The organism is Kitasatospora sp. NPDC127116 (assembly GCF_042677365.1).
Classification (GTDB): Bacteria; Actinomycetota; Actinomycetes; order Streptomycetales; family Streptomycetaceae; genus Kitasatospora; species Kitasatospora lactacystinica.
Map to the genome: position 1 here is coordinate 42313 of NZ_JBHXTL010000053.1, position 16176 is coordinate 58488.

Below are 16176 nucleotides of genomic sequence, written 5' to 3' on the forward strand. Positions count from 1 at the left end.
CCGTTCCGCACCCCCCACAGCAGGGGCGCAACCGTGCGCCCCGCCACGGAAGAGGAGTACCAGTGCCACCTCTACGCACCCGATGGACCCGCGTCCTCGCCGCCACCGCCCTGGCGGCACTCGGCGCCGGAACCCTGGCCGCCACCCCGGCGCCCGCCGACACACCTGCCGCCGGCAAGCCGGCCCCCGCCACGTACACGGTCTCGGTCGGCCGGACGGGCTCGTACGCCTACCCCGACGACACCCAGGCCAGTCCCTACATCGACAAGGACGGTACGTTCTACTTCCAGCAGTCGCACTCGCTGTACGGCGCGAACGACTCCCGGAAGTGGAGCTTCTTCACCGGCCGGGACTTCGACAGCGCCACCAGGTCCGCCGCGATCAGCGACGCCGTCAACCCCGCCGACCCGTCGGACCGCAACGACGACACCACCGCACGCTGCAACAACAGCCCCACCGGACGGCAGTCCAGCTACGCGCCGCAGGGTTCGCACTACGCCCAGCGGAACTACTGCGACCTGGCCGGGGTCTGGGTCGACCCGGACAGCGGGGCCTGGTACGGGCTGGTGCACAACGAGTTCACCCCCCAGCCTTTCGGCGACGGCCTGCACTACGACGCGATCGACTACGCCGTCTCCACCGACCAGGGCCGGACCTGGACCATCAGGGACCACGTGCTCACCTCGCCGTACAGCACCACGCGAGGCGACACCGCGGCCTTCCCGCAGCAGACCTTCTCCTACGGCGACGGCGACCAGCGGCTGTTCGCGGACACCGCCTCCGGATACTTCTACGTCTTCTACGGCTCCCGGATCGTCGACAAGGGCGGCAGCTGGGGCGCGTTCCAGCAGCACGTCGCGCGGGCCCCGATGTCCGCCAAGATGGCGCCGGGCAGCTGGCAGAAGTGGTACGACGGCGCGTGGTCGCAGCCCGGGGCCGGAGGCCTGGAGAGCGACATGGTGCCCGCCGACGGCGCCAACCCCACCGGGTACCTCCCGCCGGCCAAGGAGTACAACCCCGCCAACCCCGGCACCGTCAGCCAGCAGATCGCGGCCGGCACGCTCGCCCCGAGCACACCGCTGTTCGTCATGAACATCAGCTACGACGCCTATCTGGGCCTCTACATCGGCACTCCGCAGGCCGTCGACCAGAGCGGCAACGCCCCGCAGCAGATCTACGCCACCAAGGACCTGGCCACCCAGAAGTGGACCCTGCTCGGCGACACCGGCAGCTACCACACCGCCTCCTGGTACCGCTGGTTCCTGGACAGCGCCAGTCTGACCGGCTCCACGATCGTCGGGAAGACCTTCCGGCAGTACTGCTCCTTCGGCTGCGCCGGCTCGGAGGGCCAGTACGTCGAGCTGACCGTCGGCTCCTCCGCGCCGGCCGCCGCGCCGGTCGACCTGACCAGGACCTACCGGATCCAGAGCGGCAACGGCCGGGTCCTCGCCCAGAGCGCCGGCGGCTCCGCCGTCACCTCCACGGCCAAGGCGGCCGGCTCCGCCCGCGAGTCCTGGCGGTTCCTGGCCGAGGGCGACGGCTCCTACCGGATCGTCAACACCGCCACCGGTCAGCTGCTGGGCGTCGACGCCACCTCGACGGCGGGCCGGGCCTGGGGCGCCGCGCTGACCGCCACCGGCGCCGCCGGCGGGAACGCCACCGTCGGGCAGCAGTGGTTCATCCTCCCCAGCAAGGCCGGGAAGGGCCGGTTCCAGCTGGTGAACCGTTACAGCGGCCTGGTGATCGGCATGTCCGGCACCTCGGGCCGGCTCGCCGAGACCGTGCCCGCCCGCTCCTGGAGCGACACCACCGGCGGCACGGTCGGCGGCGGCCGCACGGCGGCCGAGCAGACCCTCGCCCTCGCCCCGACCGGCACGGCCCCCGAGGCGGTCGTCCTCACCGCCCCCGGTGACCAGGCCGGCACCGCGGGCAAGGCCGTCTCCGTCCAGCTCGGCGCCACCGACAGCGCCGGCAAGCCGCTCACCTTCACGGGGTCCGGGCTGCCCGCCGGGCTCTCCCTCAGCCCCTCGGGTCTGATCACCGGCACCCCGACCGGGCCCGGAGTCTCGAAGGTCACCGTCACCGCCTCCTCGGGCACCGCGAGCGCGTCGGCCGTCTTCACCTGGACCGTCGAGCCGGACCTCAGCGGCAACCACACCCTGACCACGGGCGGCAAGGCCCTCGACGACGCCGACAGCAGCACCGCCGCCGGCAACCCCCTCATCACCTGGACCGCCTCCGGCGGCAGCAACCAGCTCTGGCAGTTCCGCCCCCAGCCCGACGGCTCGTACGAGCTGGTCAACGGCCTCTCGTCGATGTGCGCCGACGTCAGCGGCGGCTCCACGGCCGCGGGCGCCCAGGTGATCCAGTGGCCGTGCAGCGGCGGCGCCAACCAGCACTGGAACGTCCGGCTGACGGCCGACGGCTCGTACACCGTCACCTCGGCCCACAGCGGCCTGCTGCTCACCACCGCCTCCGGCGCCGACGGCGCCGCGGTGACGCAGGAGCCGGACACCGGATCGCCGCTGCAGCGGTGGTCGATCTCCTGACCCGGGCCCGCAGGGCGGTCCCGCGGGGGCGGTCCTGATGCCGGGCTCCCGGGGCTGTCCCCGGGAGCCCGGCATTTCCGTCGGACCGGACCGCACGCACGAACCGCACGGCACCCGGGAGGACGTCGGGGCCCGCGCGGACGACGAGACCGCCGGTCGGCCCGAGCCGCCGGCGGCGCGTCCTCGCCCCGATTCCGATCCCGGCCCCGATTTTGACCCCGACCCCGGCACGGCTCGTTCGACGGCCGCGCCGGGGTCCTCCTGTGGGCCGGGTCAGCCGGCCGCGGCCTCGCGCAGCCGCGCGGCGGCGGCCTCCGGGCTCACGTCGGTGACGAAGGCGTCGAGTCCGGATTCCACGCCCGCCAGGTACTTGAGCTTGCCGGGAGCGCGCCGGACGGTGAACAGCTCCAGGTGCAGGGCGAGTTCGTCGCCGCCGTCCTTCGGCGCCTGGTGCCAGGCGGAGATGTACGGGGTCCGGTTCGGCGCGGCGCCGGCGGGAGCGGGGAACAGCCGGTCGAAGCGGCGCAGCAGGTCGAGGTAGAGGCCGGGGAACTCGGCGCGCTCGGCCTCGTCCAGCGCGGTGAGGTCGCGCACCCGGCGGTTGGGGTAGAGGTGGACCTCGTACGGCCAGCGGGCGGCGAAGGGCACGAAGGCCGTCCAGTGCTCGCCCCGGAGCACCAGCCGCTCGGGGGCGGCCCGTTCGGCGGCGACGAGGTCCTCGAAGAGGTTCCGGCCGGTGCTCGCCCGGTACGCCTCGGCGCGGCCGATCATCCGGGCGGTGCGGGAGGGGACGAAGGGGAAGGCGTAGATCTGCCCGTGCGGGTGGGCCAGGGTGACGCCGATCTCCTCGCCGCGGTTCTCGAAGCAGTACACCTGCCGGACCTCGGGCCGGGCCGACAGTTCGGCCGTGCGGTCGGTCCAGGCGTCCAGCACCAGGCGGGCCCTGGCCTCGTCCAGGTCGGCGAAGGAGGCGTCGTGGTCGGGGGCGAAGCAGACCACCTCACAGCGGCCGGTGCCCGGCCGCAGGGTGCGCAGGGGGTCGTCCTCGTGGGCGGTGACGTGGGCGGCGGAGTCCGGAGCGAGCGAGGGGAAGCGGTTCTCGAAGACCACGACCTGGTAGTCGGCCGCCGGGACCTCGCTCAGCCGGCCGTCCTGGGAGGGGCAGAGCGGGCACTCGCCGGCCGGGGGGTGGTAGGTCCGCTGCTGACGGTGGGCGGCGACGGTCACCCACTCGCCGAGCACCGGGTCGAGCCGGGTCTCGGAGAGGCTCGCGGAGGGTTCCAGCGGGCGTTCGTCCACGGCGGTCCGGGCCGTGCCGAACTCCTGGTCGTAGTAGACGAGTTCGCGGCCGTCGGCCAACTTGGTCGCGGTCTTGTGCACCGCTGTGCTCCTTCTGCGGGGGAGTTCGGCCAGCCTGTGCCGATCTCCAACAGAATCAAACATATCCGATCGTTTGTCAACAGGTGTAGACCTGCTGGCAGGTCATCAGGCGCCGCTTCCGGTCCGCGCCGCGATGAGAAATCCGCAGGTGTTGACTGTGGCGGCCGATGATGTTTGATTATGTCGAAATCAACTCCCGTCCGCCGATGGAAGCGCCGGCGGGAGCCGACACGACGCACACGCACGACGTACGGGAGCCGAGCAGATGATCGACCGGGCCGCCACCGACTTCGAGGCCGTCCACGGCGCCCGGCCGAGCGGCGTGTGGGCCGCGCCCGGCCGGGTGAACCTGATCGGTGAGCACACCGACTACAACGACGGCTTCGTCCTGCCCATCGCCCTCCCGCACACCACCAGGGTCACCGCCCGCCGCCGTGCGGACGGCCGGGTGCGGCTCCACAGCACCCAGGGCGACGGCACCATCACCGACCTCGCGCTCGACGGCCTGGCCCCCGGGGTCGTCACCAGCTGGGCCGCCTACCCGGCCGGCGTGTTCTGGGCCCTCGCCGAGGCCGGACACGCGATCGGCGGCGCCGACCTCTCCGTCGACAGCGACGTGCCGGCCGGCGCCGGGCTCTCCTCCTCCGCCGCCCTGGAGTGCGCCACGGCCGCCGCCCTGAACGACCTGTACGGGCTCGGCCTGTCCGCGCCGGACCTCGCCCTGGTCGCCCAGCGGGCCGAGAACGCCTTCGTCGGCGTGCCCTGCGGGGTGATGGACCAGATGGCCTCCGCCTGCTGCACGGACGGGGCCGCCCTGCTCCTCGACACCCGGACGCTGGAGCGGCGCCACGTCCCGCTCGACCTGGAGGCGGCCGGCTTCCGGCTGCTGGTGATCGACACCCGGGTCAAGCACGACCTCGGCGACGGCGCCTACGCCGCCCTGCGGGCCGGCTGCGAGCGTGCCGCCGACCTGCTCGGCCTGGCCGCGCTGCGCGACCTGCCGGCCGCCGGCCTCACCGCGGCCCTGGAGCGCCTCCCCGGGGAACTCGCCCCGCTGGTGCGGCACGTGGTCACCGAGAACCGGCGGGTGGCCGAGGCGATCGAGCACCTGGACGGCGGCCGGATCGCCGCACTGGGGCCGGTCCTGACCGCCGGACACGCCTCGCTGCGCGACGACTTCCGGGTCTCCTGCCCCGAGACGGACCTCGCGGTCGAGGCCGCCGTGGCCGCCGGGGCGCTGGGCGCCCGGATGACCGGCGGCGGCTTCGGCGGCTCCGTCATCGCCCTGGTGGCCGCGGCGGACGTGGCAGCGGTCGCGGACGCGGTGCGGTCGGCCTTCGGCTCCGCCGGCTTCGCCGCACCCGTCGCCTTCACCGCCGTCCCCTCGGCGGGGGCGCGTCGACTGGCCTGACCGGGCGGGGCCCGGAGCGTCCGGTCAGCCGGCGGCCGGTACCACGACGAGTTCGCCGACCGCCTCGGCGAGCGCGCTGCGGGCCGCCGCGGGGAGGGCGTCGTCGGTGATGAAGCAGTCGACCTCCGTCAGGGTCGCGAAGCTGCTCAGGCCGACGACGCCCCACTTGGTGTGGTCGGCGACCACGACGGTGCGGCGGGCCGAGGCGATCAGGGCCCGATTGGTCTGCGCCTCGGCGAGGTTGGGGGTGGTGAGTCCGGCCTGCTCACTGACGCCGTGCACGCCGAGGATGAGCAGGTCCACGTGGAGCGTGCGGATCGTCTGGTCCGCGAGGGAGCCCACCAGGGCCGCGGAGCGGGTCGGCGCCCCACCGGTCAACAGCAGCGACGGAACGGTCTCCGCTCCGTCGCTTTCCGCTGCCCACAGCAGGTCCGCGATCCGCAGGGAGTTGGTGACGACCGTCAGCCCCGGGACCTCCAGCAGCCGGGAGGCGACCGCGTAGGTGGTGGTGCCGGCGGACAGCGCCACCACGCTGCCCGGTTCCACCCGCTGCGCCGCGGCGTCGGCCAGGGCGGCCTTGGTGCCCTCCTCCAGCCCGGACTTCACGTCGAAGCCGGGTTCGTCCGTGCTGGCGGTCCCCACCGCGATGGCCCCGCCGTGGACCTTCTGCACGTCTCCCTGGCGCACCAGTGCGTCCAGGTCGCGGCGGATCGTCATGTCCGACACGCCGAACTGCTCGACCAGCTCGGCGACGCGCACCGCGCCGGCCTTGCGGATGGCCTCCAGGATCAGCGCCTGGCGCTGCGGGGCGAGCAAACTCTGATCAGCCACGAAGGCCCTTTCGATCGAACGGGTGCCTGACCGCTCCCGCTTCCTCCGGCAGGCCGACCCTGCCGCGGTCCGGACGTACCGGTGCCACCGCCGAGGGCCGGGCCGGGCGCCGGAGCGTTCGCGTCGGTGACCGGGGAGCCGTCGGCCGCGACATGATCCAGTATCCCAGGACCCCGGCGGGCCCCGACCCGACCGGTCGGCCGGTACGGCGGGGGCCCGGACGCACCGCACCGGGAGGACGCGCAACCGCCGGTGCCGCCTGCAGGGGCGGCACCGGCGGTTCCGGTCGCGGTCCGGCCGACCCTCGGCGGCCGACCGCTCGTTCCGCCTCCGGCCGAGTCCGGACCCGCTGCCACTGTGCGGCGGGTCCGGTCAGGGGACGGCCGGGGCGGACGTCATGGGGGGTGGGCGCCGGGGCGCCCGGTCCGGGAGCCCGCGGGGCGCACCCCGAAGGGGAGCCGGCCCGGCGCCGCACGCGTCGGGCCCGCTCAGGGGCCGGTTTCCCGCGCGCCGGGCGGTGGGGCGCCGGCGCACGGGAGACCGGGCTCAGGCAGGCAGTCCGACCGCCCGCTCGCGGTTGCGGCGCTGCTGGATGACGACGGCGGCGACCAGCAGGGAGCCCTGGGCGACGTTCTGCCAGAAGGCGTTGATGCCCTGGACGGTGAGGCCGTTCTGCAGTGCGCCGAGCAGCGCGACGGCGAGCAGGGTGCCGCCGATGCTGCCCTTGCCGCCCTTGAGGGCACAGCCGCCGAGGGCGGCCGCGGTGATCGACTGCAGCTCCAGGCCCTCGCTGCCGGAGACCGGCTGGCCGCTGCCGGTGCGAGCGGTGAGCAGCACGCCGGCCAGGGCCGCGACGGTGCCGGAGAGGGCGTAGGCGGCGATCAGGTACTTGTTGAGGTTGATGCCGGCCAGGCGGGCGGCGGTGTCGTTGCCGCCGATCGCGTAGATGTTGCGGCCGATGTCGGTGTAGGTGAGCAGGGCGTGCACGGCGACGGCGGTGAGGATCAGCAGCCAGACCATGGTGGGCAGACCGGCGATCCTGCCGCGGCTGAGGAAGACGAAGACCGGGTCGTTGAGCACGTAGCCCTGGGCGCGGCCGTCCGAGACGAGCTGGGCGACGCCCTTGTAGGCGGCCAGTCCGGCGAGGGTGGCGATGGTCGGGTTGACCCGGCCGTAGACGATCACGACGCCGTTGAACAGGCCGATGCCGGCGCCGATGGCGAGCGCGGCGCCGATGCCGAGGTACGGGTCGGCGCCGGTGGAGGTGAAGACCATGGCGCTGGTGACGGAGGCCAGGCCGGCCTGGGAGCCGACCGAGATGTCGAGGCCGCCGCAGATGATCACGACGGTCTGGACGACGGCCAGCAGGCCGGAGATGGTGGCGGCCTCGGCGATGACCTGGATGTTGTCCCAGCCGACGAAGTTGGGGTTGAGCGAGCCGAACAGGGCGACGACGGCGACGAGGGCGCCGATCAGGCTGAGGTTCTGGCCGCCGATCGCGGCGAGCAGGGCGCGCGGGCCGCCGGACCGGACGGGCAGGGCCCCGGCGTCCGGCACCGGGGCGGTCGGGGGAGTGGCGGTGGTCATGCGCCCACCTCGCTGCGCTCGGCAGGGGCACTTGCCCACGCGCGCCTTTCGATGGTTCGCTCGCTGCGCTCGTTCACTGGGTCTCTCCGGTCTGGGCGGTGGTGGTGGTGGCGAGGTCGTCGGCCATGGCGAGGGCGAGGACGGCCTCCTCCGTCGCCCGGTCACGGGTCAGCTCGCCGGTCGTGCGGCCGTTCTGCATCACCACGACCCGGTCGGCGAGGCCGAGGACTTCGGGCAGTTCGGAGGAGATGACCAGGACGGCGGTGCCCTCGCGGGCGAGGTCGGCGATGATCTGGTAGATCTCGGCCTTGGCGCCGATGTCGACGCCCCGGGTGGGTTCGTCGAGGATCAGCAGGTCGGGCTTGCGGGCGAGCCAGCGGGCGAGGACGACCTTCTGCTGGTTGCCGCCGGACAGGGTGCGGACCTCGGCCTCGACGGAGGGCGCGCGCACGCGCAGCCGGTCGGCGTACTCCTGGGCGAGGGCCTTCTCCTGGCGCTGCTTGACGAACCGCCATCGGCTGAGCCGGCGCAGGCTGACCAGCGAGGTGTTGTCGCGGATCGTGCGCTGCAGGAACAGGGCCTGGGCCTTGCGCTCCTCGGGGGCCAGGCCGATGCCGGCGGCGATGGCGGCGCGCGGGTCCTTCAGCCGCAGGACCTCGCCGTTGAGGGCCACCGTGCCGGAGTGGATCGGGGCGTCGCCGGCCAGGGCGAGGGCGAGTTCGGAGCGTCCGGCGCCGATCAGGCCGGCCAGCGCCACGACCTCGCCGGCCCGCACGGTCAGGCTGACGCCGTGCACGTCGTCGGTGGTGAGGTCGCGGACGTCCAGCACGACGCGGTCGGTGGCGACCTGCTGGCGGACGAACAGCGAGGACAGGTCACGGCCGACCATGAGCCGGACGAGTTCGCTCTCGTCGGTGGCGGCGGCCTCGACCACCCCGGCGACCCGGCCGTCTCGCAGCACGGCGATGCGGTCGGCGAGCCGGAAGATCTCCTTCATCCGGTGGGAGACGTAGACGACGGCGATGCCCTCGTCGCGCAGCCGCCCGATCAGGGCGAACAGGGCCTCGACCTCGTGCTCGGAGAGCGAGGAGGTGGGCTCGTCGAAGGCGATCGCCCGCGGCGGGACGGCGCCGGTCAGGGCCCGCATGATCTCGACCAACTGGCGTTGCGCGGCGGTGAGTTCGGACCCGAGCAGGTCGGGGTCGAGGACCTTGTCGAAGCCGAGGCGGGCCAGGTCCGCGGTGATGCGGCGGCGCAGCTCGGCGCGGTCCAGGCGGCGTCCGGCCCGGCGGGGCAGCGAGCCGGCGTAGACGTTCTCGGCGACCGGGACGTGCGGGATGATCTCGGGTTCCTGCGGGATGATCCGGATCCCGGCGCGGCGGGCGTCCTGGGGGGACTGCAGGTCCACGGCCTCGCCGTCCAGCAGCACGCGCCCCTCGGTGGGGCGGTGGTCGCCGGTCAGGATGCGCAGCAGGGTGGACTTCCCGGCGCCGTTCTCGCCCATCAGGGCGGTGACCCGGCCGGGCGGGAAGGTGAGGGTGACGTCCTCCAGGGCCCGGACGGAGCCGAAGCGCTTGGACACGCCCTCGGCGCTCAGGCCGGGGGCGCCGCTCGCCGGCGGGACGGGTGACGGTGCGGGTGTGGTCATCGGGGCCTCGTTGGCAGTGCGGTGCGTACGGTCTGGGGGAGCCGTGCACACGGTCGGCGGTGCCGGTGGTCGCGGTACGGTCTCCGGGAGCGCGCCGGTGCGGCGGGCGGATTCGGCAGGTCGGTGCCCGCCCGCCCCACCGGCGGCTCGGCGAGGCGTCAGCTGCAGGACACGCCCGCGGACTGCCAGGTGGCGGCGTCGACCATCGTGGTCGGGGCGAAGGCCTCCTTGGGGAAGTCCTTGCCGTTCTTGAGCTTGTCGTACATGGTCTGCACGGACAGGGCGCCGACGTCCTTGCCGTTGATGAACAGGGCGGCCTTCATCCCGGAGGGCTTGCCGGAGGCCCAGTTCTTGCACGCGAGGTAGGCGCCCAGGCCGACGCCGTCGATGTCGTCGGGGTTGATCCCGGCGTTCTGCAGGGCGGTGACGGCGCCCTGGACGTTCTCGTCGTTGCAGCCCCAGGCCACCCAGTGCTTGACCCCGGGGTTGGCGGTGATGGTGGCGGCGACCTTGTCCTGCGCGCCGGTCGGGGTGTTGTCGGTCGCGACGTCGATCAGCTGCACGCCCGGCACGGCCTGGTCGAAGGCGTCCTTGGCGGCCTTCACGCGGTCGCCGCAGACGGTGACGTCCTGCTTCCAGGCGGAGATGATCCGGGTGTCGGCCGCGTTCCAGCCGGCCTTCTTGAACTCCTCGGCGGCCCGCTTGCCGACCTCACCGCCCATCTGGGCACCGGAGAAGCCGATCCGGGGCACCAGGTCGGTCGCCGCGCACTGGGCCGGGGCCGGTCCGCTCGTGCAGACCTGGTCGTCGGAGGTCAGCAGCGCGGCCTTCGCGTCCCGGGCCGTCTGGACCACCTGCGGGCCGACCGCCGGGTCGGGCACCACGATGATCAGGCCGTTGCTCTTCTGCGCGATCGCGGCCTGCACCTCTCCGACCGTCTTGTTGGCGTCGTTGCCCAGGTTCACCACCTTCAGCTCGGCGCCGAGCTCGGCGGCCTTGGCCTTGGCGCCCGCGGCCTCGTCCACGAAGTACTGCTGGTCGCCCTGCTTCTGCAGGTAGGTGATCGTCACCTTGCCGGACACCGGGGCGACGGGCGCGTCCGCGCTGTTCGAGGACGTCTGTCCGGTGGAGCAGGCGGTCAGGCCGACGGAGGTGATCAGGCTCAGCGCGGCGATCGCGGCCAGGCGGCCACGGAGGGGGAGGTGCATGGAGGGGGCTCCTGAGGGTGGGGGCCGATCGGCGAGAAGCAACAAAACCAATCAGAAAACACCACGATCAAACGTGGTGGGTCAAAAGAAAACGCCTGGCCCTGAGCTGAGTCAAGCTCATGTTTCCGGATCGGAGCCATCGAGACCGTCTCGTTATCCCGTCGCGCCGCGGATGGGGGCCGAAGCCGGCGGACCGGGCCGCGATCTTCCGGATCGGAGCAGGTGGTGGCGTGTTCATCGGAACTTACTGATTGGTAGGTTGTTGTCGTGGACAGCTTCGGGCAAAGCCGGGGCGGCGTCAATAGCGCCTGGCAGGGGCATGTCCGCGGGGTGCTGCCGTGCCCCTGTGGCAAGCCGGCTCGGCCGCCGCCTCCTGGCGGCGACTGGCCGATCGCGTTGTATTTCATCCGAAGTTGTTGATTACTGTTGAATGTTGGGTCTACTGTCCTCCCCGGCATGTCGGCATGCACCCGCCACTCCCGTCCCGGCCCCGTCCGGCGACCGAGTCCCGGCGGGCCCCCACCCGGCCGACCCGGCCCGACGACAGGAGTAGTCGATGAGCGAACCACCCCACCCGATCCGCCGGGGCGTCACGGCCCTGGCGGCGCTCGCACTCGGCTTCACCACCGCCGCGCTGGCCGCGCCGCCCGCGGTGGCCGCGCCGGCCCCCACGACGAAGTCCGTGACACTGGACGGCCGCTCTCCGGGGCGCGCGTACGACGGGCTCGGCGCGATCAGCGGCGGCGGCGCCACCTCGCGTCTGCTGGTCGACTACCCCGAGCCCCAGCGCAGCCAGGTGCTGGACTACCTGTTCAAGCCCGGCTACGGCGCCTCGCTGCAGATGCTGAAGGTCGAGATCGGCGGGGACGCCAACTCCTCGGACGGCCCCGAACCGTCCCACATGCGCACCCCCACCGAGGTCGACTGCGACCGCGGGTACGAGTGGTGGCTCATGGAGCAGGCCAAGGCCCGCAACCCCGGGATCACCTTCTACGGCCTGGAATGGGCCGCGCCGGGCTGGCTGAACGGCGGCGTCTGGTCCCAGGACAACATCACGTACCTGGAGTCCTGGCTCGGCTGCGCCCGGCAGCACGGACTGAACGTCGGCTACCTCGGCGGCTGGAACGAGCGCGGCTACGACAAGGCCTGGTTCGAGAAGCTGCGCACCGACCTGGACGCCCACGGCCACCAGGGCACCACCCTGGTCGCGTCCGACAGCGATGACGAGCACTGGTCGATCGCCGCGGACATGGCCGCAGACCCCGCCTTCGCCAAGGCCGTCGGCGTCATCGGCCTGCACGGCACCTGCTGGCACTCGACCCCCGTCTACACCGCCTGCCCGGGCAGCGACACCGCGACCGGGCTGGGCAAGCGGCTCTGGGCCTCCGAGGACGACAACGACAGCTACGGCGCCGACCCGGCCGCCCTGGCCCGCAACGTCAACCGCGAGTACCTCGACGCCCGGATCACCGCCGACATCAAGTGGGCGCTGGTCAGCTCCTGGCCCTCGAACCTGCCGTACGCGGGAGCCGGGCTGATGGCCGCCGACCAGCCGTGGTCCGGCAACTACGCGGTCGGCCGCGACATCTGGGTGATGGCGCACACCACCCAGTTCGCCAAGCCGGGCTGGCAGTACCTGGACACGTCCAGCGGCTACCTGGCCGGGACCGGCGCCAACGGCGACCCGCACAGCGGCAGCTACGTCACGCTCAAGTCCGGCAAGGACTACAGCACGGTCATCGAGGCCACCGACGCCACCGCCGCGCAGACCGTGACCTTCGAGGTCGCCGGGGGCCTGTCCACCGGCCAGGTGCACGTCTGGGCCACCGACATGAACTCCACCGACCCGTCGAAGTGGTTCGTCCACGCCCAGGACGTGACCCCGAAGAGCGGCTCGTACTCGCTCACCGTGCAGCCCGGTTACGTCTACACCGTCACGACCACCACCGGCCAGGGCAAGGGCACCGCCGCGCCGCCCGCACCCGCCGCGATGCCACTGCCGTACCAGGCCGACCTCGGCGGCTACTCCGAAGGGGCCACCGCCCGCTACTTCCACGACTGGGCGGGCGCCTTCGAGACCGCGCCCTGCCCGTCCGGGGCGACCACCCCGGTGTGCTTGCGCCAGGTCATCACCCGGGCGCCGATCCCGTGGCACGACGACATGAACTACACCCCGCTGACCCTCCTGGGCGACCCGTCCTGGGCCCACTACCAGGCGAATACGGACGTCGCCTTCGAACAGGCCGGCACCTCCGCCGAACTGCTCGGCCGCATCGACCACGTCGACCACGACCGCTCCGGCTACCACCTGAAGATCGACGACACCGGTGCCTGGAGCCTGTTCAGCGAGAACCGCTCCGGCGCCGACACCGTGCTGGCGAGCGGCAGCTACCCCGGCGCGGGGGCCGGCACCTGGCACAACCTCGCGCTGGCCGTCCAGGGCCAGAGCATCACCGCGTCGATCGACCACACCCAGGTCGCCTCCGTCGCCGACGCCGGGCACGGCATCGGCCAGATCGGCCTGGGCGTCGGCGGGTTCCAGCACGCCGATTTCGCCAACACCACCGTCACGCCGCTGGCCGCGCCGGCCACCCACACCGTGACCAGCGTCAACAGCGGCAAGTGCCTGGACGTCACGGGCGCTTCGAGCGCCGACGGCGCCGAGGCCGTCCAGTGGACCTGCGCCGCCGGCAAGGCCAACCAGCAGTGGACGCTGGTGCCGGTCGCCGGGACCGGCAGCGTCCAGCTGGTCTCGGCGAACAGCGGCAAGTGCCTGGACGTCACGGGCGCTTCGACGGCCGACGGTGCCCAGGTCGTCCAGTGGACCTGTGCCGCCGGCAAGGCCAACCAGCAGTGGACCCTCGTCCCGGACACCGGGGCCCGCGTCCAGCTGGTCTCGGTGAACAGCGGCAAGTGCCTGGATGTCACGGGCGCTTCGACGGCCGACGGTGCCCAGGTCGTGCAGTGGACCTGCGCCTCCGGCCGGGCCAACCAGCAGTGGACCGTCTCGTAACGGGACCGGAGAACCCCCTGCCCCGACGTCGTGCCGGGCGCCCTGACCGGGTGCCCGGCGCGGAGCAACACCGCCCCCACCCCTCCCCACCCTCGGAGACGCCCATGGGCCGTCAACACCCCTCCTCGACCTGGCGCACCGCCCTGAGCGCGGCGCTCGTCCTCGCCGGCGCGCTCGGCGGCCTGGCCGCGCCGCCGGCCGCCCTGGCCGCGACGGAGAGCGCCACCACCCCCACCGCCGCCACCTCCACCGCCGTCACCGTCGACGGCACCAAGCCGGGCCTGACCTTCGACGGGGTCGGCGCGATCTCCGGCGGCGGCGGCAACTCCCGCCTGCTGGTGGACTATCCGGAGCCCCAGCGCAGTCAACTGCTGGACTACCTGTTCAAGCCCGGCTACGGCGCCTCGCTGCAGGTGCTGAAGCTGGAGATCGGCGGCGACACCAACTCCACCGACGGCGCCGAGCCGAGCATCGAGCACACCAGGGGCACCGTCGACTGCAACCAGGGCTACGAGTGGTGGCTGGCCGAGCAGGCCAAGGCCCGCAACCCCGACATCAAGTTCATCGGCCTGTCCTGGGGCGCCCCCGGCTGGATCGGGAACACCGGCAGCGGCGGCAACTTCTGGTCCCAGGACTCCATCGACTACGTGATGTCGTGGATGGGCTGCGCCGGCCGGCACCACCTGAACGTCTCCTACCTCGGCGGCTGGAACGAGCGCGGCTTCGACAAGGCCTGGTACGAGAACCTCAAGAGCACGCTCGTCGCGCGCGGTTACGGCGCCACCAAGGTCGTCGCCGCCGACGACACCTGGGAGGTGGCCGACGCCATGGCCGCCGACCCGGCGTTCAAGAACGCCGTCGACGTCGTCGGCGTGCACTACCCCTGCGGGTACATGAGCTCCTTCACCGAGTGCCCGAGCACGCCGACCGCCCAGGCGCTCGGCAAGCCGCTGTGGGCGAGCGAGAACGGCTCCCAGGACCTCAACAGCGGCGCCCCGGCGGTGGCGCGCGGGATCAACCGGGGCTACCTCGACGGGAAGATGACCTCGTTCATCAACTGGCCGGTCATCGCCGCGCTCTACCCCGACCTCTTCTTCTCCACCGACGGCATGTCGATCGCCAACCAGCCGTGGTCCGGCAACTACGGCATCGGAAAGACGACCTGGGTCACCGCGCACACCACCCAGTTCACCCAGCCCGGCTGGAGCTACATCGACGCCGCGAGCGGCTACCTCGGCGGCGCGCGCGCCAACGGCAGCTACGTCACGCTGAAGAGCACGAACAAGCGCGACTACAGCACCGTCATCGAGACCCTGGACGCCACCGCGGCCCAGACCGCGAACTTCACCGTCTCCGGCGGCCTGTCCACCGGCAAGGTCCACGTCTGGTCCACCGACCTCAACTCCAACGACCCGGCGCAGTGGTTCGTCAAGCAGAAGGACGTCACCCCGTCCGGGGGCCGCTACACCCTCACCCTCCAGCCCGGCCGGGTCTACACCGTGACCACCACCACCGGCCAGGGCAAGGGCACCGCCACCCCGCCGGCCGCCGCGCCGATGAAGCTGCCCTACGCGGACGGCTTCGACACCCCGGCGACGACCACCTCGCCGAAGTACTTCACGGACATGAACGGCGCCTTCCAGACCGTCGCCTGCGGCGGCGGCCGCACCGGCACCTGCCTGCGCCAGATGGCCCCGACCTCACCGATCCGCTGGACCGACGAGCCCTACAACGCCCCGTACACGATGATGGGCGACGGCAGCTGGTCCAACTACACCGTCACCGCCGACACCATGTTCGAGCAGTCCGGCACCGTCGAACTCCTCGGCCGGGCCGGCCAGCAGGGCCGCAACAACAACGGCCTGAACGCCTACCACCTGCGGGTGAGCGACACCGGCGCCTGGTCGATCGACAAGAGCGACACCAAGTGGAACTTCACCACCCTCGCGAGCGGCACCACCGCCGCCCTCGGCACCGGCCGCTGGCACACCGTCGCGCTCACCCTCGACAACGAGACCCTCACGGCGAGCATCGACGGTGCCGCCGTGGGCAGCGCCACCGACGCGAGCTTCACCAACGGCCGCGCCGGCCTCGGCGTGACCGGCTACCAGACCGACCAGTTCGACAACTTCGCCCTCACCCCCGGCACGCCCACCACCCACACCGGCCCGATCGCCTCCGCCCTGCCCGGCACCTGCGCCCGCCCCGCCGCCGGCACCAGCGGCGCTGCCGTGCAGCTCTGGGCCTGCGACGGCAGCGCCCAGCAGGTGTGGACCCGCTCCAACGGCACCCTCACCCACAACGGCAAGTGCCTGGACGTCACCGGCGCCGGCACCGTCAACGGCACCCCGGTCGAGCTGTGGGACTGCACCGGCGGCGCCAACCAGCAGTGGACGCCCCAGCCGGACGGCACCCTGAAGAGCACCCAGTCCGGCCGCTGCCTGGACGACCCGGCCGCGGCGACCGCCGACGGCACCCCGCTGGAGATCTGGGACTGCAACGGCGGCGCCAACCAGCGCTGGACCCTGCCGTAGCCCACTGACCCGCGG

General features: G+C 72.8%; 9 protein-coding genes. 4 read left to right on the forward strand and 5 right to left on the reverse strand.

The window, feature by feature from the left end; translation table 11 throughout:
• Window positions 1-62 precede the first annotated feature (62 nt).
• Window positions 63-2549, forward strand: coding sequence for an RICIN domain-containing protein (locus ACFVHV_RS21760; RefSeq protein ID WP_380352795.1), 2487 nt, complete (start codon window positions 63-65; stop codon window positions 2547-2549).
• Between the two features lie 273 nt (window positions 2550-2822).
• Here ACFVHV_RS21760 and galT read toward each other — a convergent pair whose 3' ends face one another.
• Window positions 2823-3929 (reverse strand): galactose-1-phosphate uridylyltransferase, encoded by a 1107-nt coding sequence (gene galT, locus ACFVHV_RS21765; protein ID WP_359907389.1) that lies wholly within the window; start codon window positions 3927-3929, stop codon window positions 2823-2825.
• Window positions 3930-4194: 265 nt separating this feature from the next.
• On the opposite strand from galT, the gene galK reads away from it, so the two are divergent.
• Window positions 4195-5340, forward strand: coding sequence for a galactokinase (gene galK, locus ACFVHV_RS21770; protein ID WP_359907386.1), 1146 nt, complete (start codon window positions 4195-4197; stop codon window positions 5338-5340).
• 24 nt (window positions 5341-5364) lie between these two features.
• On the opposite strand, the gene ACFVHV_RS21775 is transcribed toward galK, so the two are convergent.
• The 4 genes from ACFVHV_RS21775 to ACFVHV_RS21790 form a co-directional block, all read right to left on the reverse strand.
• A complete protein-coding gene (locus ACFVHV_RS21775) occupies window positions 5365-6171 on the reverse strand; it encodes a DeoR/GlpR family DNA-binding transcription regulator (protein WP_359907383.1) in 807 nt (268 codons plus the stop codon).
• Window positions 6172-6717: 546 nt separating this feature from the next.
• The gene (locus ACFVHV_RS21780) at window positions 6718-7758 is read right to left on the reverse strand and encodes an ABC transporter permease (protein ID WP_359915158.1); all 1041 of its coding nucleotides are present in this window, start codon (window positions 7756-7758) and stop codon (window positions 6718-6720) included.
• Window positions 7759-7831: 73 nt separating this feature from the next.
• On the reverse strand, window positions 7832-9406 hold the full coding sequence (locus ACFVHV_RS21785; protein ID WP_380352798.1) for a sugar ABC transporter ATP-binding protein: 1575 nt from the start codon (window positions 9404-9406) through the stop codon (window positions 7832-7834).
• 158 nt (window positions 9407-9564) lie between these two features.
• On the reverse strand, window positions 9565-10614 hold the full coding sequence (locus tag ACFVHV_RS21790) for a substrate-binding domain-containing protein (RefSeq protein ID WP_359915155.1): 1050 nt from the start codon (window positions 10612-10614) through the stop codon (window positions 9565-9567).
• A 556-nt stretch (window positions 10615-11170) separates the two neighbouring features.
• Between ACFVHV_RS21790 and ACFVHV_RS21795 the strand changes: the two genes are divergently transcribed.
• Complete coding sequence (locus tag ACFVHV_RS21795; protein ID WP_359915153.1) at window positions 11171-13627, forward strand: RICIN domain-containing protein; 2457 nt, start codon at window positions 11171-11173, stop codon at window positions 13625-13627.
• Window positions 13628-13731: 104 nt separating this feature from the next.
• A complete protein-coding gene (locus ACFVHV_RS21800; protein WP_359915152.1) occupies window positions 13732-16161 on the forward strand; it encodes a ricin-type beta-trefoil lectin domain protein in 2430 nt (809 codons plus the stop codon).
• Window positions 16162-16176 lie beyond the last annotated feature (15 nt).

Bases quoted from the DNA above. Each gene is read 5' to 3' on its own strand.
- galK (WP_359907386.1), top strand. From the start codon at position 4,195: ATGATCGACCGGGCCGCCACCGACTTCGAGGCCGTCCACGGCGCCCGG.
- ACFVHV_RS21780 (WP_359915158.1), bottom strand. From the start codon at position 7,758: ATGACCACCGCCACTCCCCCGACCGCCCCGGTGCCGGACGCCGGGGCC.
- ACFVHV_RS21785 (WP_380352798.1), bottom strand. From the start codon at position 9,406: ATGACCACACCCGCACCGTCACCCGTCCCGCCGGCGAGCGGCGCCCCC.
- ACFVHV_RS21790 (WP_359915155.1), bottom strand. From the start codon at position 10,614: ATGCACCTCCCCCTCCGTGGCCGCCTGGCCGCGATCGCCGCGCTGAGC.
- ACFVHV_RS21795 (WP_359915153.1), top strand. From the start codon at position 11,171: ATGAGCGAACCACCCCACCCGATCCGCCGGGGCGTCACGGCCCTGGCG.
- ACFVHV_RS21800 (WP_359915152.1), top strand. From the start codon at position 13,732: ATGGGCCGTCAACACCCCTCCTCGACCTGGCGCACCGCCCTGAGCGCG.